General features: G+C 57.8%; 16 protein-coding genes and 3 pseudogenes. 3 read left to right on the plus strand and 16 right to left on the minus strand.

What is annotated here, in order from left to right; genetic code table 11:
* The first annotated feature begins 396 nt into the window (after positions 1–396).
* A complete protein-coding gene (locus tag AC0WRY_RS37855) occupies positions 397–1,008 on the plus strand; it encodes a hypothetical protein (RefSeq protein WP_128929914.1) in 612 nt (203 codons plus the stop codon).
* Positions 1,009–3,130: 2,122 nt separating this feature from the next.
* Here the strand turns inward: AC0WRY_RS37855 and nifA are convergent.
* From nifA to AC0WRY_RS37915, 12 genes and pseudogenes are all read right to left on the minus strand, one after another.
* Positions 3,131–4,846 (minus strand): nif-specific transcriptional activator NifA, encoded by a 1,716-nt coding sequence (gene nifA, locus AC0WRY_RS37860; RefSeq protein ID WP_128929911.1) that lies wholly within the window; start codon positions 4,844–4,846, stop codon positions 3,131–3,133.
* A 1,364-nt stretch (positions 4,847–6,210) separates the two neighbouring features.
* Positions 6,211–7,160 (minus strand): annotated as a pseudogene (locus AC0WRY_RS37865) (GDP-L-fucose synthase family protein).
* The gene (gmd, locus tag AC0WRY_RS37870) at positions 7,141–8,211 is read right to left on the minus strand and encodes a GDP-mannose 4,6-dehydratase (protein ID WP_128929910.1); all 1,071 of its coding nucleotides are present in this window, start codon (positions 8,209–8,211) and stop codon (positions 7,141–7,143) included. The pseudogene AC0WRY_RS37865 and the gene gmd overlap by 20 nt, the downstream one beginning before the upstream one ends.
* Before the next feature lie 646 nt (positions 8,212–8,857).
* The gene (locus AC0WRY_RS37875; protein WP_128929909.1) at positions 8,858–9,886 is read right to left on the minus strand and encodes a nodulation protein NodZ; all 1,029 of its coding nucleotides are present in this window, start codon (positions 9,884–9,886) and stop codon (positions 8,858–8,860) included.
* A 181-nt stretch (positions 9,887–10,067) separates the two neighbouring features.
* Entirely contained in the window at positions 10,068–12,101 is a 2,034-nt protein-coding gene (locus AC0WRY_RS37880) for a carbamoyltransferase family protein (RefSeq protein ID WP_128929908.1), read from the minus strand.
* Positions 12,102–12,240: 139 nt separating this feature from the next.
* A complete protein-coding gene (locus tag AC0WRY_RS37885) occupies positions 12,241–13,029 on the minus strand; it encodes an ABC transporter permease (protein ID WP_128929907.1) in 789 nt (262 codons plus the stop codon).
* A complete protein-coding gene (nodI, locus tag AC0WRY_RS37890; RefSeq protein ID WP_128929906.1) occupies positions 13,026–13,940 on the minus strand; it encodes a nodulation factor ABC transporter ATP-binding protein NodI in 915 nt (304 codons plus the stop codon). The genes AC0WRY_RS37885 and nodI overlap by 4 nt, the downstream gene beginning before the upstream one ends.
* A gap of 8 nt (positions 13,941–13,948) precedes the next feature.
* Positions 13,949–15,661: a nodulation protein NodU gene (nodU, locus tag AC0WRY_RS37895; protein WP_128930192.1), complete on the minus strand. Its 1,713-nt coding sequence runs from the start codon at positions 15,659–15,661 to the stop codon at positions 13,949–13,951.
* A gap of 30 nt (positions 15,662–15,691) precedes the next feature.
* Complete coding sequence (locus tag AC0WRY_RS37900; RefSeq protein ID WP_128929905.1) at positions 15,692–16,300, minus strand: SAM-dependent methyltransferase; 609 nt, start codon at positions 16,298–16,300, stop codon at positions 15,692–15,694.
* Positions 16,301–16,380: 80 nt separating this feature from the next.
* Positions 16,381–17,691, minus strand: coding sequence for a chitooligosaccharide synthase NodC (gene nodC / locus AC0WRY_RS37905; protein ID WP_128929904.1), 1,311 nt, complete (start codon positions 17,689–17,691; stop codon positions 16,381–16,383).
* 7 nt (positions 17,692–17,698) lie between these two features.
* Positions 17,699–18,343: a chitooligosaccharide deacetylase NodB gene (nodB, locus tag AC0WRY_RS37910; RefSeq protein ID WP_128930191.1), complete on the minus strand. Its 645-nt coding sequence runs from the start codon at positions 18,341–18,343 to the stop codon at positions 17,699–17,701.
* An 11-nt stretch (positions 18,344–18,354) separates the two neighbouring features.
* Positions 18,355–18,948, minus strand: coding sequence for a NodA family N-acyltransferase (locus AC0WRY_RS37915; RefSeq protein WP_128929903.1), 594 nt, complete (start codon positions 18,946–18,948; stop codon positions 18,355–18,357).
* 725 nt (positions 18,949–19,673) lie between these two features.
* Here AC0WRY_RS37915 and AC0WRY_RS37920 point away from each other — a divergent pair.
* A complete protein-coding gene (locus tag AC0WRY_RS37920) occupies positions 19,674–20,615 on the plus strand; it encodes a LysR family transcriptional regulator (RefSeq protein ID WP_128929902.1) in 942 nt (313 codons plus the stop codon).
* A gap of 205 nt (positions 20,616–20,820) precedes the next feature.
* On the opposite strand, the gene AC0WRY_RS37925 is transcribed toward AC0WRY_RS37920, so the two are convergent.
* Entirely contained in the window at positions 20,821–21,237 is a 417-nt protein-coding gene (locus tag AC0WRY_RS37925; RefSeq protein ID WP_128929901.1) for a MerR family transcriptional regulator, read from the minus strand.
* Positions 21,238–21,797: 560 nt separating this feature from the next.
* Here AC0WRY_RS37925 and AC0WRY_RS37930 point away from each other — a divergent pair.
* Positions 21,798–22,336 (plus strand): annotated as a pseudogene (locus AC0WRY_RS37930) (IS30 family transposase); the annotation flags it as partial.
* Between the two features lie 151 nt (positions 22,337–22,487).
* On the opposite strand, the gene AC0WRY_RS37935 reads toward AC0WRY_RS37930, so the two are convergent.
* From AC0WRY_RS37935 to AC0WRY_RS37945, 3 genes and pseudogenes are all read right to left on the minus strand, one after another.
* The gene (locus AC0WRY_RS37935) at positions 22,488–22,685 is read right to left on the minus strand and encodes a DDE-type integrase/transposase/recombinase (RefSeq protein WP_167506288.1); all 198 of its coding nucleotides are present in this window, start codon (positions 22,683–22,685) and stop codon (positions 22,488–22,490) included.
* Positions 22,683–22,823, minus strand: a pseudogene (locus tag AC0WRY_RS37940) (IS3 family transposase); the annotation flags it as partial. The gene AC0WRY_RS37935 and the pseudogene AC0WRY_RS37940, both read right to left, overlap by 3 nt.
* Positions 22,757–23,149 carry a transposase gene (locus AC0WRY_RS37945; RefSeq protein WP_128929899.1) on the minus strand — a complete coding sequence of 131 codons (393 nt, stop codon included), beginning with the start codon at positions 23,147–23,149 and terminating at the stop codon, positions 22,757–22,759. The gene AC0WRY_RS37945 and the pseudogene AC0WRY_RS37940, both read right to left, overlap by 67 nt.
* Between the last annotated feature and the right edge of the window lie 97 nt (positions 23,150–23,246).

Here is a 23,246-nt window from a genome sequence, read left to right on the forward strand (position 1 = left end):
TTACGGCCCTAATCGCTCGAATGCGATTGCGGCGGATCAGAGCTACGGCCAGCGCCGCTCCCTGCGTCCGTAGAGCGCCTTGGACCAAACACTGCATAGCGCTGGCCATGCTCGCAATGCTGCACCACCATTTGTTCTGCCATATTTGCAAAAAGCGTGTCTTGGGGGAAAGGCAGACGCGAGCGGGTGGGAGGAGGCGTTCGCTGCATGGCCTCGATGTCAGTGCGGCCGACCAATTCAGAATATGAATGCGCTCTATCAGAACAATCGATTTCACTGATGTCGATCAAGCCTGGTACTCAGGTCGCAGGGGCCGCATGGCGTGCGTTATACGCTGACTAGCCGTTTCACTCACGGCGCGCGTCCTGGTACAGAACCATATAACGGGTGGACGTGATGATGATGATGAACAGTACCAGAAACTCGACCTCGGCGGAACAAATCAGCATGGGAGATCAGGCCTTAACGTTGTGGTTGCCGAAACTGAGGCACTATCTGTCGTGGTGGCGACTGTTTACAAGCCCCTTACCTTCCCGGCGGCCCCACCTCGAATCGCTTGCTGACCCGCCTGATGCGGCTGACCCGAGCGATTCTCAGGAACGTCTCAGGCAAAATATCGAAGCGCAAGTTGCGGAGATTGGCAGGTTAGTGGGCGGAGGTGAAGCGCCAGGCGAAGCAACCCGCCATCTCACTGAGTTGACAAATCAACTCATACTCGCGCAGCTCGGGATTGTTTCCAAAGTCAAATGCGTCACTACTGAGGCGACGGATCGCTTCGCTAACCGTGCTCCGGTAGAAATGAGCGACATCTATGAGCCGGAAAGGCTCTTGAGATTGGGCCATCTTTTTGACAAAGCGGTATCGGCGTTAACTCCGAGTTTGCGGACGCAATGCCATAGAACAGATATAGCTAAACTTATCCTCGGCCGGACATCTGAAACCAAAGTCGAGTTTAATCGTTTCATCAAGTGCGTCGCTGCGATTGCTGCCGCCGCCGAAGAGATGTGACTGTACCTAACATCGTTTCCGAAGTAGCGCAGCCGCGATTGCTCGCGTTGTGAGGAGATGCCGATGTGCTCGGCTTTGACGTTTTCTGTTAGTCGACTGGGCAGGGCGGGTTGCAATCGCATAGTGTCGTAGCGGGCAGACAACCTTTCTGCGCTCCGGTGCTGCGCATGTTGGATCGCCGCCTCCTCCCTGGCTCTCTGGAGAATCGCTTCAGAGCGGACGGCCGTACGCCCGCTCATGGTCTATGGATCGGAAACCTCGCAGTATTGCCATCAGGAGAGAAGCAAGCGGAGAGCAAAAAAAATAAATATCCATGTCGCAAGGCAGTACAGTGCGGCGAAGCGCCATACTCCCGCTCTGAATCGGCGGCGCCAATTCACAAGTTGCGGCGCGCAACCGCTGAAGCGACGGCCGCGGACAACCTCGATCATCTCTCGATAGCTGTCAAAAGCAAAATACGAGCGATTGTTTCGAATGTACGTTATCCGCTCTTGAGGGGAAAGGCACAATTGCCAGACGTACTGCGCCTCCTCGCGCACACTGTCAGAACGTGGCTCGTGCCCACCTGAGTTGTAAGCACGCCGATCAATGGAGAGTGGCGATGGAAGTTGACGCGATCGCGTGCTCCCGATGAACGTGAATTTCTGCTGAAGCATCGAAGTGTCCCTTTCGCAATTCGGCGAATGATGCGTACAACGTGACGTAACGAGAGAATCAAGAAGATCCTGCGCAGATCCAACGGATCAGCTGTGCGCTCTGTCCACGACCCGCGCCGATCTAAGTGTAGGTCCGAGCGAAAGGGCATTGCGAAAAGCGGGCGCTATAGTCAGGCCAACGTGGCCGGTGCTGGCTGTTGATTGCGAGATACAGCTCCCGAGGCAATGATGGTGGCCGTTGAGAACTCTCTGAGGTGCCGGCTCGTTGAACCGGGGCGGCGAGTGTGGGGCGCGGGCACGGCTGCTTACAAATGTGCTCAGTTGGTTAAGAGAGGGGTTGAATCGGACGCAGCGAGAGATTGTACGATGTGAAGCAAATGAGCAGTTCGAGACGAGACGCGCGAGGCCGCAATGGTGTTATCTTTGGGCGATGTACCGGGCATCGTGAGCCAGATCGGGCGGCTCCACAAACAGGGGCGCTGCTCGTGGTTTGGATTGGCCGTGCGGTCGATAAACCGGGATCAATGAATTGATGGTCATCGTCCGTGCAGATGGATTCAATCAGGTTACGATGGCCCACTAAGCAACCGTTCGAGCCATACCCTCTCGGTAGCACTCGAAGTCGTCGACTTGCGACCTACAAACGTTATAGCACACCGTGTCCACCTAAGCCGACCTACCTTGAGAGGATATCATGCGTCGAAGGCAGCTCAACTCATCTTGCTGGAGCGACAGATTCAAGTACTATATGCTAACGGTTAGTATTGTTGCCGCGCTAAACTCGTTGTCATTCATGTACGCCAAAGCCGGCGGGCCTCTACCCACGGAACAGGAAAAGCAGGCGTGTATCGCCGACGTCTTTCGGCTCTGTAGCGCGGCCATACCTGATGCGAACGCAATCACTTCGTGTCTGAAGTCAAACGTGGCCGGTGTGAGTGCGGAATGCCGCTTGGTTCTGTCAACCCGCGAGCGGCCGAGTGGTGTATCAAAGTGAGCCGGCGATCATATAGATTGTCGTACGGTGTTGGCGCTGGCTGACACTAAGTAGCGCGGTCGGTTACGTCCGGCGTTCGACGCACGGTGAGCAGCGTGTCCAGGAGATGTACGTGGCGTCGGATTGCAAGCGAGTATCCAGCCTAAGGGGCCTGATGTATCGTCGAAGTAAAGGCGCCTGGCGGAGCGAATTCATTGAACCAGTGTGGTCGGGTGCTAGATGAGCAGAGTCGCTAAGTGGTTAGTCAAGGTGGGCCGCCACACGAAAGCATCAGATGAGCAACGGTGTGAGCTGTCGCTGGCGCACCGTGGTGTAGATGATCGGTTGAACTGCGCCTCTGCCTTGAAAGCGGTCTATCTTACGAGAAGCATCCGGCGGAGTCTGCGTGTGATTTGCTCGTGCCTTAGTGGCCCGGTAAGCTGAAGCGTGAACCTGTGCTTTCAAACGATCCCCCGGTTGCAGTCAAGGGTGATTATAAGTGCTTTAGCTCGACTCCGTGTTTTTTGAGTGCGTAGCCTATTTGGCGCGACGTCAGTTTGAGTAGCCGTGCTGCTTTCGCCTGTACCCAGCCCGCCCTTTCCATGGCCGCGATAAGGTGCTCGCGATCAATTATTCGCTCACCTCTCGTAACCTGCAGGTGCGAGAGCGTGGTTCCGTGAGCGGGTTCGGATGAAGCATCGCATGGCCCCGTATGCGGCAGCGGTTGTGACGGCATCGATAGCGGCTGCTTACTCTTCCAAAGTCGAGCGGAGAAGCAACCATCGGATTTGCAGGCGAAATCGCGACTGTTAATCGCTGGACCGGCCGCCATGGTGGCAGTCCGCTGAACGCAATTGTGAAGCTCCCTAATATTGCCGGGAAATTCGCAACTTTTCAATACGTCGAACGCGCTTGGTTCGAAAGTCAACGAGCGCTCGTTTTCGGAGTTGAACGTGCGAAGAAATTCAGTAGCGAGCAACGGAATATCGTCGCGGCGCTCACACAATGGTGGGACAAGCAAAGGGATGACGCTCAGACGGTAGTAGAGATCCGCGCGAAATTGTGTCTGCGAAACGGCGACCTCTAGATCCTTGTTAGTCGCTGCTATGAGTCGAACGTCAACTCTTATCGTGTGTGTACCGCCGACTCTCTCAAATTCCTGCTGTTGTAGCACTCGCAGCAGCTTCGCTTGAAAAGAAGGTGAGATTTCACCAATCTCGTCGAGAAACAGCGTGCCTTTGTCAGCCAGCTCGAAGCGCCCTTTGCGCGAATTGATGGCTCCGGTAAAGGCGCCCTTCTCGTGTCCAAACAGCTCAGATTCCAAAATAGTCTCCGATAATGCCGCACAGTTTAGTTTGACGAATGGGCGGTTGGCTCGGGGCGATAGGTCGTGGATCGCTTGTGCAGCAACCTCTTTTCCGCTACCGGACTCGCCTCGCAAGAGTATCGTTGCATTTGATTTAGCGACCACATTGATCTTGCGGAGGAGCTTGCGCAGGGCCGGGCTGCGACCAACTACGCCAGGTAGCGTTAGGTTGCGGTCCGCTTCGGCTTGATCATCCTGCGGCAACGTTGTCTGGTTGCCATCGGTCGCAAGAGGCGGCTCGCTGTCATCGTGGGCCGTGGAGAGGTATGACCTCAGAAAGTGGCCGAGCATGTTCGCGATAGCGAGGAGAAGGGTCACGTGTGAATTGGGATCTAACGATGGGGACCCGTCCCGGAACAGCTCGGCCGAGAGCACCCCGACGGTCGTGCTCTCGACAGCGATTGGAACGGCGATGAACGACAATCGACTATGTGCCGTGGCGTCAGATGAACCTGAATCGCTTGTGGTCTGGGAATTGTTCGGTTGCGTAGGGGTTATTATAAGGGGTGTGGCCGTATTGAGCACGCGCTCGACAGCTCCTTGCGGCAGGCGGAGTCGAAAACGCTGATCGCTCCCTTCAGTCCAGCCCGCGCCCACGGCAATCGCCGGAGCGTTGTGACCGGCATGCAGACAGACCACACAATGTTGCATCTGAAGCTGAGACTGTATTAACGCGACGACGGCCTCCAGCCGAAGCTCGAGCCGAAAGGGCGCGGCGAGTTGTTCCGCTATGCGCAGCAGGATCTCAGGCACTTTCGGGTGTGCCCATTGAGCGTCGCTGCGAGAGGCCTCCGCTCCCGGTGACTTGAACTGTGATGTTGAAGACAAAATGTCGCTAGTCATATTGTCCGGTTTCCGCCGATCGTTGTTACGCCGGCCGTGGCGCCTGCGCTGTCGCGGACCTAACAACGTTTCGTGCAGCGACGACAAGGCCAACCATGATTAAAGAGTCAGCCCTGGACGAGAGATTTGCTCCGGTGCAGCGTCGCCAGTTTGAATATGTGAGGTCCTTTAACGCAAGGAGTGCGCCATATTGGCGCATCTTATGCAAATGATCCTCGAGTGCTTTCAGAGATAGCAGGTCGTCTGTCGTCCATGCCGGTCCCTACTGCGGGCAGCATCTAGGCTCAGGTGAACAGGTTCGGCGAAGCTGCGAGGGCCGCCATTTCCGATTGGTGACAATCGGACTTCTTTCAAAGTCGTGGTCATGCAGCTCGCTCCGCTCGTCCTGGACTGGTGTACCGATGAAGGTGCCACCGCAAATCGCTTTCAGCGCGCTGCTGCCCATTGGGAGGGCTGCGAGAGGCGCGGCATGCGAGCTCAGCCGTAGTCGGGCAAAAGTGCGTTCGGACGAGGTCCGGGTACTGTGATTTACGCGAGAACAATGGCCGTAACAGCTGTAGAGGCAGCTGTAGGAGCCGGGACGTTTCGCTCGAGACACGTAATCAGGCACCAGACTGGTTTGCGAGGTCGTCGTGCTCCTTGACCTCCTTTGGCCGCAGCGCGTCGCTCCGACGCTTAAAGCTGTGCCGGATTCGCAGGACGCTGACGAAGCATTCGCAATGGCCGGCTGACTCGGTCGCCTCGAGCCGTCAACACCGCGCCCGTAAGCGGTGGTTTCACGGTCGGAGGCCTATTGACGAAGCATTGGTGCCGTCGACCTAGAGTGATTTACTGACAGGCTGCATGCAAAATGGCAGAGTGAGGCGGTCGGGCAAAGGCGCTTTGCGCGGCCGGTGACGCGGTCCTCCGCGTGTTCGCTCAACGGCTTGATGCGACTGATCCCGTGTCTCCACTGGAGGGCGCCCGGTATGTCAGCATGGCCGATTACGAAACGTCCGCTGACGAGGGCCGTCAGGGCGGTTGAGTCTGGAACCGGCACGTCGCAATGGCGAGAAGGTCAAACGAGGGAGTGTAAGGCGATGGTGCGCGTTGGTCCGCAACCACGGAGCGCCTCTCATTGCTACTACCGTTGCCAAGAAGCGAATCGCAGAGCGGCGTCTCAGGATAGAGCTCGTCCGCGGTTCCACCCTGAGGGGGTGCGTCATGGGACAGCAGGACGAGTCGAACGACACCGAGACCCAGGCATCACGCGATAGAATGAGCGCCTAGATGATCGTGAGCATCATCGCCACGACCGCGTGGCAGCCTCGTGTGGCATGTCGTTCCTGCTCCCTGCGGCTAACTCCTGCTTGTGGTAATCGTATCTAGGTTTGCGGCGGGAGCCGAGTGAACGCCTGATAGGATTCATAGGCGCGCATCAAGCCGTCGCGAAGCGACGTCGTCGCCCGCTAGCCGAGCTTGTCAAGGCGGCGGAGATCGAGCAGCTTGCGTGGCATGCCGCCGGGACGCGAGGTGTCGAAGCTGATCTCGCCTCGATAACCGATGACCTCGGCGACGAGGCGGGAGAACTCGGCGATGATGATGTCCTCGCCGCTCCCGATATTGACGAGCTCGGACTCAGAATAGCGCTTCATCAAACGGAGGCAGGCATTCGCCATGTCGTCGACATAAAGGAATTTGCGCGTGGCAAGCCGGTGTCCCTGACCACAACGTTTTTCGCGCCGGCAAGCGTCGCTTCGTGAAAGCGCCGGATCAGCGCGGCTACGACGTGGCTGTATTCTGGATGACAATTGTTGCCAAGGCCGTACAGAGTAGTCGGCATTACACTGACGAAGTCGCTGCCATACTGGCTGCGATAGGCCTCGGCCATCTTGATCCCGGCGATCTTTGCATGGCGTAGGGCTCATTGGTCGGCTCCAGCTGGCCTGTGAGTCCTCGCGAAGCGGCTGTGGCGCCAGCTTCGGATAGATGCAGGAGGAGCCAAGAAACATCAGCTTCTCGGCGCTATTCAGATGCGCGCCATGGGTCACGTTCGGCGCGATGGCAATATTATCGTAGATGAACTCAGCGCGCCGCGTATTGTTGGCGAGGATACCGCTGACTTTGGCCGCGGCAAGGAAAAACGACTTGCGGCGTCTTCTTTGCGAACCAGTCGAATACGGCGGCCTGGTTGCAGAGGTCGACCGTGCCGGTCGACAGTCACAAGTTCAACCTCCTCCTGCGCGAGCCGGCGCGCCAGCACGCTGCCGACCATGCCGCGATGACCGGCGACGTAGACGCGTGTGACCTTCAGCTCAAAGGAAGTGGCTGCCATTGTCGGCGTCCCGTTTTGCTTCGGCCAGATCACTCGCCATCATTTCCTGAACCAGTTGGACAAAGCTCCGCTTTGGCTTCCACCCGAGCTTGGTGCGCGCCTTGCTGGCATCGCCGACCAAAAGATCAACCTCGGTGGGGCGAAAATAGGTCGGATCGATGCGGACCACGGTCTTGCCGCTTCTAGCGTCGAGGCCGGTTTCCTCGACGCCCACGCCCCGCCATTCGATGCGGCGGCCGACCTGCGCGAAGGCCAGCTCGACCATCTCCCGCACGGAATGCATCTCTCCGGTGGCAAGCACGAAGTCGTCTGGCTTATCGGCCTGCAGGATCAAATGCATGCCCGCCACATAGTCGCGGGCATGGCCCCAATCCCGCTTGGCTTCGAGATTGCCAAGATAGAGCGCATCTTCCAGGCCGACCTCGATGCGCGCGACGGCACGCGTGATCTTGCGGGTCACGAAGGTCTCGCCACGGATCGGGCTCTCATGGTTGAACAGAATACCGTTGGAGGCGAACATGCCATAGGCTTCGCGGTAGTTTACCGTAATCCAGTAGCCATACAGCTTTGCGACGCCATAAGGCGAGCGTGGATAGAATGCGGTCGTCTCCTTCTGCGGAATCTCCTGCACCAGGCCATAAAGCTCCGAGGTCGAAGCCTGATAGAACCGCGTGTGCCTCTCCATTCCAAGAATGCGGACTGCTTCCAGGAGGCGCAGCACCCCGATTGCGTCCGCATTAGCGGTATATTCCGGGCTCTCGAAGCTGACGGCAACATGGCTTTGGGCGGCGAGATTGTAGATCTCAGTCGGCCGGATTTGCTGTATCAGGCGGATCAGATTGGTCGAATCCGTCATGTCGCCGTAATGCATCAGGAACGGGACCTTGCCGACATGCGGATCCTGGTAAAGGTGATCGACGCGCGCTGTGTTGAACGAGGACGAGCGGCGCTTGATGCCGTGCACAACATAGCCGAGCGACAGTAGATAGTCGGCGAGATAAGCCCCGTCTTGCCCGGTTACGCCGGTGATGAGAGCGACGCGCTCAGCCATATTCACAAATGCTCCCAAATGCCTCAGGGGCCTACCGACTTCCAGCAACGGCCGAAGCCTGTCCCTCTGACATATCGTCCGGCGTGGTCAACCTACTATGGCGCTAGTGCTCATATTCCGGGGAAGTGTGGCGGCGCGCCCTGGCTCCACCATCTCTCAGCCGTGGAGAAGTTGGCAAGGCGCTGTGTGGTGAAAGCAGCAAGGAATACCAAGTACGTTGGGGCCTGAATTAACGATCCTGGGAGGCCTGCATCCGGCATCAACCCGCGCGAGGTGAGCTCGGCGCCCTTCCCTCGTGTGCATAGAGAGGTCCAGCACAATGTGTGACCACCTTATCTCCAGGTATGGGCATCGGTAACTCATTTGAGAAATCTACTCCCGCCGCACCTTCATCCGCAGCACTCGCCTTCACCAAACAAGGTGCTTGGGATACGAACCGAGCCGGCTCCGTCGGAGAACGGCATAGGTCGGTGAGACATTACGACAGCAGTGTCGCACCCTCGCTTCGCGCGGAGTCCATTGGATGGCTTCGAACCGATGTCCAGATATGGCACCGAGGCGTTGTACCTGGTGACTGCTGAAGTAAGTGCTAGGCTCATTTAAGCCTTTCTTGGCGCTGGTGGGGCTTGACGTCCTGTGGCAAGCATCAAAAGGCCGGCTTCGCTGGCCGCCGCTCGTGAGGACCGGCGAGAGAGCGCGCATCTGGCGCGTGCTCGGCGGATGACCTTTCGGCTAAGATCAAGTGGCTTGGATCGTCCAAGCTAAATTCGATTACTTGGGGGACGACTAGGCTTGCGTAGCGCGAGAAAGCACTTGTCGACGGAAATCGGATAACGGTATGGCAGTAGGCCAGGAGGTACATTTCCACGAGAGCAGCGAATCCGCCCTCGACTCCAAGATCTGCAGTGTGCAGCGGGCCAGCATCGTTCGCTCGGAAGCGTTTGGGAATGCTGAAGAGCTCAGAATAGACAGCCGAAAGGTGATCAGCGACGCTGGGACTGTCAGTGCACAAAAAGAGCCTTGTCGGTCGTGTATGATGCAATGCTTTTGCCCGTTCAACTGCAGCGCATACCTGCTCCATAGCGACTCGTGGGTCGGTCCAATAAGGCCTATGACCCATAGTATCTTCACCGTTCCCGTGCCGAACGTGTATCCCGATTACATCGTGCCCCTCAAACGCTCGATGGTAAACATCGTCGATGCGACGCCTGATCTCCTGGCGTGGTGTGATGCTTTGGAATATGTTGCGCTCGGCCTCCTGATCACAGCCCCACATTAAGCAAGCGTCACAAACGATAGTATTCGCCTGGATATCCCTTGACGTTACCAACAACCTGCGCAGCTCATCACGCTCGTGGAAAATTTGGTCATCCGACCGGTAAACGCCGTCAATTGCAGGCCTGTTCCACCAATGTGGAAAAAACGGCCCAGGAAAGCAGAGTTGATTGATCTTATCGTCGCAGATAACGGGTACGCCCGAGATGTTGTCGAGCGGCTCAAAGAACACGCTGAAGGCGTTTGTAAAGGGGTCAGAGAGATAGCAAGATCCGCGCCAGTCAATGACCAAAGTGCGCCCTGTTCGCTTGGAGTATTGCCAGGCTGACGCGAGCGACCATAAGCAATCGCCGAAACCGGTGCGACGCCTGGAAATGACGAAGCGCTGTTGATGAGTCATCTTGAATCCATTGCTCCGGCAGTTGAATAAGTTGCTCACCCTGGACGGCAGGAAAGTACCGGCAGTGTTATCGTCCGCCAGGCCGTCGCGAGCCGTATGTTAGGTTGCGAGAGCTTGTCCGCTTCGCGACCAAGAGGTCGGTTATGGATTGCCGTTCGCTAGCTAGACAAAGAGATACCTATCAAGTCGCATGCGCCTGATCGCGCAGATCTCCCAGATTGTTGGCGGCGGGACGCAAGCAGATGCGGCGCTTTTCCCACAACTGCCGAAGTTCAAGGATGATTGCGTCGCGCCGCTCGCCCTTTACGTGAGCGAGAAGCTCGCCGAGGGCGGCGTCCCCTTTGATTCCATGCAGCAACTCGAATAGATCGGGCGAGATGCGCACAGCGCCGCCATCGGAGAAGGTGGTATAAGTCTCGCAGACGATCTCCCGACACTCTGCGGTGACGTGATCCGGGGTACGGCGAAGTGAAGTGTAGGCCGGTAAGGAAACGCGGAGCGCAGCCCAGTCCTCCGGCGTGGCGACGCGCTTCGTGATGAGAAGCGATCCGATCACGAGGGCGTCAAGATCTGTCGTAAGGAACGTGACCATTGCGTCGGTAACCGACTGCACGATCGGTTCGACATTGTTGTTGAAAGATGTATTGAGGAGGACAGGGACGCCCGTCCGCTTGTGGAATTGATTAATCAGCTCCCAGTACCGCGGGTTCGATCTACGTGACACCGTCTGCAGCCGTGCTGTACCATCGACGTGCGTAACCGCACCAAGCACACTTCGCTTGCAATCACGAACTTGAACGACAAAGTTCATGAACGGAAAAGCTCCCGCGGTCTTAGGAAGATCGAAAAACTCAGCGGCATGTTCCTCCAATACGGAAGGTGCAAACGGCCGGTAGCCCTCGCGTTTTTTAACGATGGCGTTTATGCGGTCCTTATTCTTTGCTGGTCTGGGGTCAGCAACAATGCTGCGGTTACCGAGGGCGCGCGGTCCAAATTCGGAGCGGCCTTGGACCCAGCCAACAACCGAACCGTTGGCTATCCATTCAGCTACCACGCTCGCCACGTTCGCGCTTCTTTGCACGTCGATATGCCCGCGCCATGCAGCAACCTCTCGCTCTACAGCATGGTCATCCCCAAGTGCCGGGCCCCAATAGACATGCTGAAGCCGCTCACGGGGTGCGGGACGTCCTTGTTCTTCGGAAACCATGAGAGCAGCGCCGAGTGCGCATCCAGCATCGTGCGCCGCGGGCTGCACGAAGATATCATCAAATAGTCCTGTATAGAGCAACTTACCGGTCATGGTGCAGTTGTGGGCGACACCACCAGCCAAGCATAGCCGCTTCATGCCGGTCACCTCACGGTAATGCCTGAGAACATGAAAAACAATACGTTCCAAGGCCTCCTGCAAGGCTGCACTAACATCTTTATGCTCTTGGGTGAACGGCATTCCCTTGCCGCGAACGTGTATGTCGTGCTCTAACGCCGGAGCGATGTCGTTCAAATGTATCTTGTAGCCACCGTTCTCCTTTAATTCGTAGAATTGCTGAAATAGTTCTCGGAAACGCGAGGAGTCCCCGTACGGAGCAAGGCCCATAACCTTGTACTCGTCGAACAAGCCATAACCGAGGCACTTGATTGCCTCTAAGTAAAACAATCCGAGGGAACCGTCCTCTGGGAAGGTATGTAGTTGAGTAAGACGACTTCCCGATCCAATGGCCACCATCCCGGAGAGGAAATCACCGCCGCCGTCGATTGCCAAGACTAGACCTTCGTCATAGCCGGACACAGCAAAAGCACTTGTTGCATGCGCATGATGGTGACTGACGAATGACAAGCGCGATGGCTCGATCTCTGTATCAAACTCCTGCGATAGCATAAGCTGTAGAAGGGTTCTGGCGTCGAGAGGGATGCCACTCTGCGTCTCCGAACCAAACAAAAGCCGAAGCATCGCGTTGCAATAGGACTCGGTTGCATAGAATGCGATGCGATCGATGTCCTTTAATTGCGCTCCCGCAGCAGCCAGGCAGTAGCGGATGGCCTGGGCGGGAAATTTGTTGGAATGCTTAATTCGGTTTAGGCGTTCTTCTTCAACCGCGGCTAACACACGCCCGTCACGCACCATGACAGCTGCGCCATCATGCAAGAATGTGTGCGAGAGTGCAGGTCGATATTCATGGACCTTATCCAATCCGCCGCTCAATCCAAGACACAGCATTCTATCCTCCAGCAAGTGTGGTAGTAATCATGATCTTTAGGGCGGCCGGGTAATGAAACGTCCGCGACGTTGAACGCGAATAGGCCGGCAAGCGCAGGCCGAGAAACAGGGTGTGCGTTCATTAAGCGGCTGGGCATCGTCAGTGTGATAAGCGTCGCCGAAATAGCTTTGCCGACAGTAAGAAGAGCAGTACTGCGTAAGCGAAAAGGACACCAACATGCGCGCCGATGCTATCGAGTGGTAGCCCGAGCATTGCAGGCCGTATTAGCGCAATCGAATGTTCCAAAGGTAACGCGGCTGCAGCCAACTGGAGAGCGGGCGGAAGGTGCGCAACGGGAAAGACTGCCCCGGATAGGAACACCATAGGGGTCGAGATGAGAGTCTGGTAGAACACAAAATAGTCGTAGCTTGGGGCAATCGCGACAACGACGAGCGCCGCGCTCGCGAACGCAAGGCCGGTGAGGGCGAGAGCGGGGAAACAATAGAACGTGGATAATAAGGTGCCATAGCCAAGCCCCGTAGCAACAAGCGCGATTCCGGTGCCCGCCAAAGTGGCCTTGCTTGCTGCCCAAACCAATTCACCGAGGAGGATATCACCCAGCGTGAGCGGAGTGCACATCATTGCGTCCCAGGTTCGTTGGCTGCGCATGCGAGCGAACGTTCCGTACAGAGTTTCGAAGCTTGCCGCGGTCATAGCGCTGGTTGCCACCATTCCGCCGACCAAGAAATCGACATATGAGTGACCGTCTACATTGCCGACAATCAGGCCGAGCCCAAAGCCGAGACCCAAGAGGTTGGTCAACGGGTCGGCCAAGTTGCCAAGCAGCGAAGCAGCGGCGGCCTTCCTCCATGCCAGATAGTTGCGGCGCCACACGCTGATCCAACTGAGTGCGTCCGATGGCAAGGCTGCTTTGGATATCGTCTTCATGCGTCTATCCTGTGTCCCGTCAACCGCAGGAAGACGTCTTCCAGGTTAGGCGGCCGCTCCAGAAGGCGCAGACCGGTGCATCCACGAAGCCGAAGCCGCACCGCCGCCTGATCCGGCGCGTAGCAAAACAGCGTCTCTCCCCTCACCTCGATGCGCGAAGCGTGAGGCTCTATTATCGCACGGAGCTCGAGTGGGTTTCCGCCGTAGACCTCGAGGACATCACAGCCAATCTGAGAGTCGATCAGAGCATTGGGCGCACCCTCGGCGATCTTACGTCCATTCTCTAGCACGCAGAGGCGATCGCAAAGTCGTTCAGCCTCTTCCATGAAGTGGGTCGTCAGCAGGATAGTCTTTCCTCGAGCGAGCAGAAGACGCAGGCGTTCCCAAATCAAGTGGCGGGCGTGGGGATCGAGGCTGGTCGTGGGTTCATCCATGATGAGCAGTTGTGGATCGTTGATCAGGGCACGGGCCAGCACGAGACGTCGCTTCATGCCGCCGGACAGATCCGCGACCCGTGACTCTGCTCTACCCTCAAGTCGCGCAAATTCGAGCAGCGAAGGCACAGCCTCCTCACTTTCGCGCGTATTCAGTCCAAAGTACCGTCCAAATATGAGGAGATTTTCGCGCACAGTGAACGCATCCTCGAGATTATCAACTTGTGGGACGACGCCGATGCCCGCGCGCGCCAAACGGGCGCGTGCCGGCACCTGCTCACCCAAAACAGTGATCCGGCCGGCATCGGGCGATATGAGGCCGAGGATCATCCGAACGATCGTGCTTTTACCCGCCCCATTTGGACCGAGTAGCCCGAAACACTCTCCCTTAGCGACGCTAAAGGTCAGACCCCGTACGACGCCTCGATCATGATAAGTCTTTTGGACGTCAGTCAGTTGAATCGCTGGATTGGACATAGGCTGTCTTAGTCAGTGACCAGAGCGGAATTGGATAATGTCAGACCAGCTTCGACGGATCGTTGCCAGAGAAAGCCGTCGCACCAAACATGGTCGACGCGACCCCAGTCACAAGCGCTAGCAACATCAGGAAAAAACCCCCGGCCAGGATGGTTGGCGCTCGTGTTGCAGAGCAGCGGAATTCCTGTAAGTTTCTCATACTCGACCAGAAGAGCAGCGATCTTTTGCGGAGACGTTCGGGAGATTGTTTGCAATCGGGCAGAACCATCCAGGTGCACGATAGCGGGAACTTTTGTCCGCCATTCGCGACGGGTTTGATGGTCGAAGAGCATGTAAGGATCTGGGCTGCCGGGATCGAAAATTTCAGCAGCCCGGTCCTCGAGGCAAATAGGAGCGACGGGACGAAATCGTTCCCGTAGCTTGATATCGTTCAGAAGGTCTTTCATCTCCTTGGAGGTTGCAGCCGCAATAATACTGCGGCCGCCGAGTGCTCTGGGTCCGAGCTCCGCGAGGCCGGTGAGGAACACTACGGGCTTGCCTGTAGCGATGAGAGCCGCAAGCTCTACGATGGTACAGGGCAAAGCCTCCCATTGGCCTGATGGGTTGCTTCCGGTCAAGGCCGGTCCGCTGTGAACTGACCACTCCAAAGGAGTCAAAGCGTTTGGCTCGGCCATGGCGGCGCAAGCCGCGCCAATTGCTGAGCCGCTATCATTTGGAAACGGGGGTACCCAAACTGAATCAAACAATCCCGTCGCGCGCAGAGCACTATTCCACTTTATATTAAGTCCACACCCTCCAGCGATGCACAGGTGCCGTAAGCCCGGAAGACCTGAGTGCCGTAGCAGAGCAAGTCCTATTTCTTGCTCCAGCAGCCGCTCCAGAAAAACGTGAAAAGATGCGAGTACATCTTCGGAAGGCGTACCGGTGAGCCGACGACCGCATGCCTCGAAAAACCAGTCAGTGGCGGCAAGTAAGGCTTCAGGATCGTTTATGCTGGCACGGTAAGCGCGAGCACGCTCGGAAGGACCGGCTAGACACGCTTCATACATCTCTTGAAAGACTGCCAGAATGCCCTCATCGAGAGCGCCTAGCCCGATATACGCCATAAGCTTACCTGCGACACCAAGATCCCAGCCTGCCCTGCTGGCTTGACGATAGGGCCCGAAGTGCTGCCCAGCGATAGCATAGGCATGGCCGATGAAAGGGAAAAGAGTGTCGAGGAAGCGGGCTCCGGTCGGATCTACATGATACAGGCGCGGAAAGATGCAGCCGTCCCACACTAAGCACAATGCAGGGGCTCGGGCTTTGGCGAAAGCACTGGTACAGTAAGCGCCGGCCACGTGGCCGGCTACGTGAGCATAGCTATGATAACGTAAAGGCACCCGATCGAGGACGAGGCCCGACCCGGCATAGGGCGTGAGGAGCGTGTTTTCGTGGGACTCGATATATGGCGCTCCCTTAATGGTGAGCGGCACCCCTTCACTTAGGACATCAAATTGCGAGTGCGTCAGCCCGTCCCAGCCGTCGATGACAAATCGGTCAACATCCGTGGGCCTTAAGCCGTGTTCGGCCAGCGCGAGAGTGACTGCGCAGAGGTCGGTGATGGCTTGATAGCGTGGATTATTGGCTCTCTTTTCTTGCTCTATGCAGAAGAGCAAGCGCCCATCTTCCACAACGGCAACCGCTCCGTCATGTGTCAGCTTGATTCCACAGATTCGCATAGTCACTCCGTGTTCGCCGCAGCGAATGCACTAGTCTGGCAAGTTCGACTTAGTGCGAAAAGACGCAATCAAACAATCTTCGTCGATGCTCGCGCCACGGCATTGTACGCGCTCAGTCTCGACCAGATGTTCATTCAAAACATCAAGCATTGTTTCGGCACCCGCAGGATGCCCCCAACGCTGACAAGAGGCGTCACGCGCTGATCCGAAAACGAGCCGTCCGCTGGGCGCCAGCATTCGCGTGAGCTTCTCGATGGCGTCACCCATCTGGCCGGTATCTTCAAGATAATAAAGCACTTCCGCCACCACGATCAGGTCGAATGGATTAGTTGCGTTGAGGTCCCGCACGTCAGAGATGTGCCAGGCGATATGAGGCCATTGAGCTTGCTCCCTTGCTCGAGTGATCGCACGCGGCAGAACGTCGATTGCTACGAGTTGCTGGCAGTGGGGCGCCAGCTTTGCCGTGAAGACGCCCGCTGCGCAACCCACCTCAAGCGCGTTACCGACCGCGCCTTCCGCGAGGCACAGACGGAGCAAGTGCGCGTGGCGCTCTTGCTCGAATGGGTTCGCGTTGAGCCGCCACGGGTCGTCCGCCTCCATCTCCCGCTCGAGCAAGCGCAGTACCTTATCGAATGTCATTCACCCTTCCTTACTTTAGTGCGCTTGTTTTCGCCGCGTTTGAGCGCGGTCCTAGATCACAGGCCGAGCGTTGGAGCGCCTTAACGGGTGGTCCCCTCCCCGGTGACCGCCAGCGCTGCCGGCTGTCGCCGAGCGGCATCATGGTGACAGGCGTCACGTTCGTGGATCGTTTCCGGAGCCCCGCAGAGTGATGCCGGAGGCGTCGTACGGGAGAGCCAGTTACTGTTATCCAATGTACACAATGCATAGGCTTTCAAGGGAAGCACTAGGAACAGATTGATTGGCGTGTGCAACGCGAAGCCAAGAAATCGCACCTCACGAGCACGAATCGCCGCTGTGGTGCACCGCATCAGCGTTAGCGATGAAATAGCAACGATCGTCAACCATGGTATGGTGTGCGTGGTCGCAAGCTGAGCGAGCCCGGTCATTATGGACAGAGCCAAAAGAAGAGGGCCAAGGTTCTGTCCGATAACATCTAATGTGAGATAGCCATTAAGATGAGGCAGCAGCCGCAGTGCTAGCAGCGTGTCGCGGAACGTACTGCGTGCCCAGCGTAGTTGTTGACGCAAATAAGGTCCGAGCCTGTCGGGAACGACGGTTGCGGCTATCGCATCTGGAACGTATTCAGTTCGAAACCCTGCCTGCAGCATAAGTATTGTGAGGTGACGATCCTCGCCGAAATCACTGGGCTTCCCGCGGAAATATTGCGTTTCATACTTGTCGAGCAGCGATGTAAGAGCCGAACGGCGATACATGGCGCAGGGTCCGCAGCAGCACATAACAGCACCGAAGCTGGCTTGTGCAGCGCGTTCTTCGTTACAAGCAAGCCAGTACTCCATGTCGATGAGCCGCGTGAGCCAAGTGCGATCCCGATTGGTCGCGACCAGATGGCCCATAGCGGCACCAACTTCCGGCTCGTGCATGCTAGCTGCTAGTTTTGTGACGACATCGACTGCGAGCGTCGTATCAGAGTCGACGTTGAGAACCAGGTCTCCAGATGACTGCCGGATGGCACAAATCTGCGCCTTCCTCTTGCCTACGTTCTTTCGCAGAATGATAAAGCGAAATCGTGTATCTTGCGCGTAAGCGTCGTGGACAGCTTTGACAGCAGCGAGGTTTTGAGAGCCATCGTCAACGACATAGACGCGCAGTCGTCCAGTAAAATCCTGGGCGGCAATCGAGCCTAAGCACGCCGACAGGGTGTCTGGCGTTTCATTGTAGCAAGGAACGATAACGTCGACACTGGGCATCGTTTCGTGATCGACGTCCGTGAGTGGCGGCGATGAGGCCCGGCTCTTTATTGCATAGATCATTTGAGCGCTCTTATAAAACGCTGAAAGGATTGTGTATGATCCAATCGCGGCAGTGCTGGCGGTCACAAGCAGGCTCATTCTGGTCTCAGTGAAAGTGAGGAATGGGACGAATTGCAAAGCCGCGACTGTGCAATGCGGGAATTAGCTGGCTGACGGCGCATACTGTCTGATCGCGCAGCCTTTGATCATGACCCCAATTGCGTTCATCGGGAGGGCAGCCATCGTGCAAAAGAACAATGGCTCCAGGTTGGATGGAGCTCAGTACCGCGCTGACGATCGCATCCGCACCAGGCCGAGACCAGTCGCGAGGGTCTACAGACCAGTGAAGTGCGCCGAGCCCAGCGCTCGCGGCGCAGGAGAGCACATGTTCGGTCCAGAGCCCATATGGCGCACGCACATGTCGGAGCCGAGCCTCCGGGCAAGCCGACTTAATGGCACAGTTCGCGTGTGCAATCTCCGACGCGACTTTCGTTGGCTCGCATTTCGAGAGATCGGGATGGTTCATGGTGTGGTTTGCGAGTTCGTGTCCGTCGGAAACTATCCTGCGCGTAATGTGCGGATGTTCTGCTGCATATCTGCCGATGACGCAGAACGTCGCCGGCACGTTATGTTGGGAGAGGATGTCTAAGATGTGCGGGGTATAAAAAGAGTGCGGCCCGTCGTCGAACGTCAAGTGGACGCTTGGTGAGTCAGCATACTGCCTGCCATCGCCAACGCTTGTTAAGTGCATAGAGAGGCCTGTCACAGTTCGGGCCCGTTTCGCTCAATTGTCGTTCCGGGCGGCCATTCGCTCAACGGCTTTCCGACAGGCAAAACGACGAGAAGAGCGTCGTCTGTTCGCGTGGGCGGCAAAGCAGGATAGACCTCCGCCAGCGTAGAACGGACGCGTATACCCGGAATGATCGAGGCCAGCCCTGGGCGATCGAGCAACCTCGTGATGTGCGTTTTGAGCGCATGACGGACTGTGCCAAATCCGAAAGGAACGCCCATCAGGTGTAGTGTAGGATACATTGCGCGTACAGAGTGTGGCACTCCCAGACCCTCTAGGTCGGGGCGTACCGCGTACAATCCGAGTTCGGCCACCAACACGTCGGCATCGCCGACCTTGATGAACCGTCGCAGCGCGCCAAGATGAGCCGCAACGCCCCTGCTGTCGTAGCCGACACATCGGAGCTCGGGCCTCGCACCCGCCCAGCTCCGATAGCCCTCAAAGGGACGTGCATTGAACGTTCCGGTCGGTCCGTAAGCCGCTCGTAAGAATGCCGAGAGCTGGATATGATCCGATAGCTCCAACTCATTCTCCCAGCACGTCCGCCACTGTATTGGGGGGCGCATCGACCCATCTCCTACGTTTGGCTTCATTGCCGTGTATGCATGAGGTGAGGCGCTACAGCAGGGTGCGCACGGAATCGAGCGCACGGGGCTGCTGCAGGCGCTCTCCTGCGGTTCGGCGAAGAACGACTTGGGAATGCGGCGCAATGCGTAGCAGGCCGCGGGAGCCCTACAGGAATCCTGCTAGAAAGAAGGTGGGTGCGGTCAGGTTGTACAATATACGATGGTATATCGGCGTCCTTTCGCGGACATATCGGCGTCCTGCGAGTTGCGAGACAAAGCACCTCTGATGTATTACTCGCCTTAAAGATGTTTGATGGGGTGATCGAGGTGGTTTGAATGTGTGAACTGGTACGGGCTACTAATGTAAGACATGGCGCGCTCGAACTGGGATAGCGCCTGTTGCTGTTTGCAAGGGGCACGCATGGTGGTGTCGATTGGATGGGGCGCGCTGTCCGATTGATCGTTGTAAAGAGCCCATTGCCGCTTGATAACTGGGTCGCGAGACCAAGGGGTCTGCAGGGCTGAGACCATATGTGAGCTTCAAGAAATGCCTGGGGCGGTGTCGCTATGATTCGCGGTTCACTATGTTCAATGCGCAGCGCCACGATCGTGGTCTCCAAAATCTAACGTGTTGCGTCGGACACGTCACTTTTATTCCATCGTGGCGCGCGCGGGTAAAATCGATTGTTTAGATGAGTTACATCTACACTGCGGATGAATGAACAATGCGGTTTCGTGGCCTAGATCTAAATCTGCTCGTCGCTCTTGATGCCCTGATAGCAGAGCGTAACTTGACGGCAGCAGCACGCAGCATCAACTTGAGCCAGCCCGCAATGAGTGCGGCGGTCGCCCGCCTGCGTGCGTATTTCAAGGACGAGTTGTTCACGATGAGCGGCCGTGAACTTGTCCTGACCCCACGCGCAGAGGCTCTCGCCTCACCTACTCGCGAAGCGTTACTGCACATTCAGCTTTCCATCACGTCTCGCGAGCCCTTTAGGCCGGACGAATCAAATCGCCGTTTTCGCCTTTGCATGTCCGATTTCGCGGCTATCGTGCTTATTCGCAAGGTGATTGAGCGCGTCGCGCGAGAGGCGCCCGGCATCAAATTCGAGCTGATGCCACTGGCCGATCCATTCGACCACCCCCTTCAGCGGGGTGCGGTCGACTTTATCATTCTTCCCGACGTGTACACGACGGATGAGCATCCGAAGGCCACGCTATTTGATGAGACGCTGGTTTGCGTGGGCTGCCGTTCCAACAAGCGATTGGCGCGACCGCTGACGTTCTCAAGCTACATGTCCATGGGGCACGTTGCTGTCCGGTTCGGCCGTTCTCGCGTCCCGTCAATCGACGAATGGTTCATGCAGGAGCATCGAGTTAAGCGGCGCGTGGAGGTCGTGGTTCAGGGCTTCAGCATGATGCCCCACATGCTCGTCGGGACGAACCGGGTAGCGACCATGCCGGCAACGTTGGTGCGGCATTTCGCAAAATCGCTACCCTTGCGCGTTGCAAAGCTTCCCCTGCCGTTGCCTGGCTTTACGGAGACGCTGCAATGGCCTGCACTGCACAACAATGAGCCTGCAAGCAAGTGGATGCGCCAGGTCTTGCTTGAGGAAGCCGCTCGCCTCGGTTCGTCACAGGAGGAACCAAGCCTGGCTCCTGAGTAGCGCGTCCCCCAATTGGGGCCGTTCAGACGCGGCGGAGCATGTCGCGCTAAGCCTTCAATTACTGGCCTCCACGTGACACGGGTTGGCCGCAGCAAATGACCCGCATGCCCTTGTTGGTCGTCGGAAACGGTGTCGCGCAGCGGCGTCCAGACAGGCGACGGCCCCACTCTGATTGCCGCCGAGCGCGCCGTTCGAGCAGAGGTACTCACATGTCGACTTTACCCGGAGGTCGGTTCAGATGGTTGGGTAGCTCGTCTAGCCGGACATCTGCGTCGACATTCTGAGCGAGGCGGCGCAGCAGATCGCGGACGGCGGTTGCGCGCATCACTTCGCGCTCTGCACGTTCCAGCTGCTCGCTCAACAAACGCGAAAGAGACGAGCGTCCTTCAAGAGCGCTCCGGATTTCCTGAAGCGAAAGGCCGAGCCGGCGAAGTGCGACTATGTGGTAAACGCGTGTCAAACTGTCGGCGTCGTACATGCGATGGCCGCCGCACGTACGCTGAGAAGCAGTGAGCAGTCCTGTCTGCTCATAGTGACGCAATGCCCGCACCGTGACGCCGGTGGCATCTGCAAGTTCACCAATGCGCCGCCACCGACGCTTATAGAATGAAGGCCTGTTCATAGCCGGACCTGTACAACCTGACGCCAGGGGAGGTTCAAGCGCTTTCGGACCGCTTGCCTGGCAGGGCGGCGGCGTGTCGTAGATCGAACGAAGCTTGCGATACGCGGGTGTTGCGGCAGGCCATGTAGCGCAATATTGCGCTAATAGCGCATCCGGCCTGAACTACGTTGAGGGCGCTACAAGCTGCATCAGCCTGACAAATGAACGCAGATCGTCCGCGGCGGACGTGCGTTCAAGAATGAGCGTCGCGAGTGCTGTGCGATTCGCAGGAGTTCGCATGCAATCGGGGAGCGCAACGACGGCCTCATCAAGAAGACGTCCGAGCATTAAGAGGTCTTCGGGAGTATAGATGCGGCCTGGCATATGCAACGTGGTCCCTTAGCTTGTATTCAAATCCGTCACGTCGGCGCGGCTCCTTACAAAGGGGTTTGGCTGCTATGAGGCAGAACGGAGACGGACCTGGGGCGCGTAGGACCGGAGACTTGAAAAAACGCAGGCTCCTCGGCCCGGGCACGGAGAAGCTCTCAGGTGCCCCCGCCTAGAGGAGCGAGTTTAAGCGACAACGCCCCGCCGAAGCGGCCGATCGCGCGGTGCCGGTCACTGGGAGGGAGACCTCATCCTTGGTCTTGGCAGCTCGGTGATCGGCACGCTGGTTGAGCGTACGACGCGCTTCACGATGCTGCTGCATCTTCCCCGGGTTGCGGGGCATGGCGAAGCTCCGCGCATGAAGAATGGGCCTGCTCTCGCAGGGCACGGAGCTGAAGCGGTGCGCGGCGCGATTACGCGCACCATCATCAGCTTGCCCGAAGAGCTGCGTCGTTCGCTGACCTGGGATCAGGGAGCTGAAATGGCTCAGCACGATCGTCTTAAGATCGACGCGGGTGTCCAAATCTACTTCTGCGATCCGCAAAGCCCATGGCAGCGTGGCACCAACGAGAACACAAATGGGCTGCTGCGTCAGTACTTCCCGAAAGGCACCGACCTGAGCGGCCACAGCGCCGACGAGATCGCCGCTGTGGCCGCGGCCCTCAATGCTCGACCGAGAAAAACCCTGGGTTAGAAAACGCCGGCAGAGGCCCTTGACGAGTTGCTATCGTGAGTGAACACAATCTGTGTTGCGACGACCGCTTGAATCCGCCTTGAACGCCGCGATCGGAATGGTGGATCAGGCCGGCACTTGGCCGCCGCGCCGCGATCGCCATCCGCAACGCCGCCAAGGCCAGCTCGGCGCGCAAATGATCCGCCATCGCCTAGCCGACAATCCTGCGGCTGTACAGATCCATGACGGCAGCCAGATAGAGCCAGCCCTGATCGGTCTCGATGTAGGTGATATCGGCCAGCCAGATCCGGTTCGGCGCAGTGGCGATGAAGTTGCGGTCGAGCAGATTGGGGGCGATCGGCAGGTCGTGGCGGCTGTCGGTGGTCCGCACCCGACGTGGCCGCGCCATGATGGCCCTGCTGCCGTGACGCCGCATCAACCGCTCGATGCGACCACGGCTCGCCCCGCGGCCCTGATCCTTCAACTCGGCATGGATACGCGGGCTGCCATAACGCCCGCGGGTGTCGCGGTGGACCCGCCTGATGTCGTCGACGAGGTCACGATTGGCAGCAGATCGTCGGCTCCCCGGGCGCGAGCGCCAGGCATAATGCGCAGCCGCTCGTTCTCTCGCTGCAAACGCGCGATCTCTGCCGCGTGGTCCGCCGACGGCAGCGTCGCCCGCGTCGTGGGGCGCCGCGCCGCCGCCGTCGGCTGCAGCCGAACCCCTCGCTGCTCCACCCACCGCCGCAGCACGGACTCTCGCAAGCCAAGCTCCTTGGCAACAGATCCGATCGAGCGCCAACTCGATGTTACGAGATCAACCGCTTGCCGCTTGTAGTCGTCCGTAAGCGACCGACGCTGACGTCCTTCCATCCGACACCTCCTGGCTCTTCGAGCCTACTACAGGTGTCCATCAATTCGGAGGAGGTTCACGGGTGCAACAAGGGAGATCGGTAATATCCGGAGCCAA

It is taken from the genome of Bradyrhizobium sp. T-12, assembly GCF_058314695.1.

Excerpts from the sequence above, each read along its gene's own strand:
- AC0WRY_RS37855 (WP_128929914.1), top strand. The coding sequence starts at position 397 with ATGATGATGATGAACAGTACCAGAAACTCGACCTCGGCGGAACAAATC.
- nifA (WP_128929911.1), bottom strand. The coding sequence starts at position 4,846 with ATGACTAGCGACATTTTGTCTTCAACATCACAGTTCAAGTCACCGGGA.
- gmd (WP_128929910.1), bottom strand. The coding sequence starts at position 8,211 with ATGGCTGAGCGCGTCGCTCTCATCACCGGCGTAACCGGGCAAGACGGG.
- AC0WRY_RS37875 (WP_128929909.1), bottom strand. The coding sequence starts at position 9,886 with ATGACTCATCAACAGCGCTTCGTCATTTCCAGGCGTCGCACCGGTTTC.
- AC0WRY_RS37880 (WP_128929908.1), bottom strand. The coding sequence starts at position 12,101 with ATGCTGTGTCTTGGATTGAGCGGCGGATTGGATAAGGTCCATGAATAT.
- AC0WRY_RS37885 (WP_128929907.1), bottom strand. The coding sequence starts at position 13,029 with ATGAAGACGATATCCAAAGCAGCCTTGCCATCGGACGCACTCAGTTGG.
- nodI (WP_128929906.1), bottom strand. The coding sequence starts at position 13,940 with ATGTCCAATCCAGCGATTCAACTGACTGACGTCCAAAAGACTTATCAT.
- nodU (WP_128930192.1), bottom strand. The coding sequence starts at position 15,661 with ATGCGAATCTGTGGAATCAAGCTGACACATGACGGAGCGGTTGCCGTT.
- AC0WRY_RS37900 (WP_128929905.1), bottom strand. The coding sequence starts at position 16,300 with ATGACATTCGATAAGGTACTGCGCTTGCTCGAGCGGGAGATGGAGGCG.
- nodC (WP_128929904.1), bottom strand. The coding sequence starts at position 17,691 with ATGAGCCTGCTTGTGACCGCCAGCACTGCCGCGATTGGATCATACACA.
- nodB (WP_128930191.1), bottom strand. The coding sequence starts at position 18,343 with ATGCACTTAACAAGCGTTGGCGATGGCAGGCAGTATGCTGACTCACCA.
- AC0WRY_RS37915 (WP_128929903.1), bottom strand. The coding sequence starts at position 18,948 with ATGCGCCCCCCAATACAGTGGCGGACGTGCTGGGAGAATGAGTTGGAG.
- AC0WRY_RS37920 (WP_128929902.1), top strand. The coding sequence starts at position 19,674 with ATGCGGTTTCGTGGCCTAGATCTAAATCTGCTCGTCGCTCTTGATGCC.
- AC0WRY_RS37925 (WP_128929901.1), bottom strand. The coding sequence starts at position 21,237 with ATGAACAGGCCTTCATTCTATAAGCGTCGGTGGCGGCGCATTGGTGAA.
- AC0WRY_RS37935 (WP_167506288.1), bottom strand. The coding sequence starts at position 22,685 with ATGGCGCGGCCACGTCGGGTGCGGACCACCGACAGCCGCCACGACCTG.
- AC0WRY_RS37945 (WP_128929899.1), bottom strand. The coding sequence starts at position 23,149 with ATGGAAGGACGTCAGCGTCGGTCGCTTACGGACGACTACAAGCGGCAA.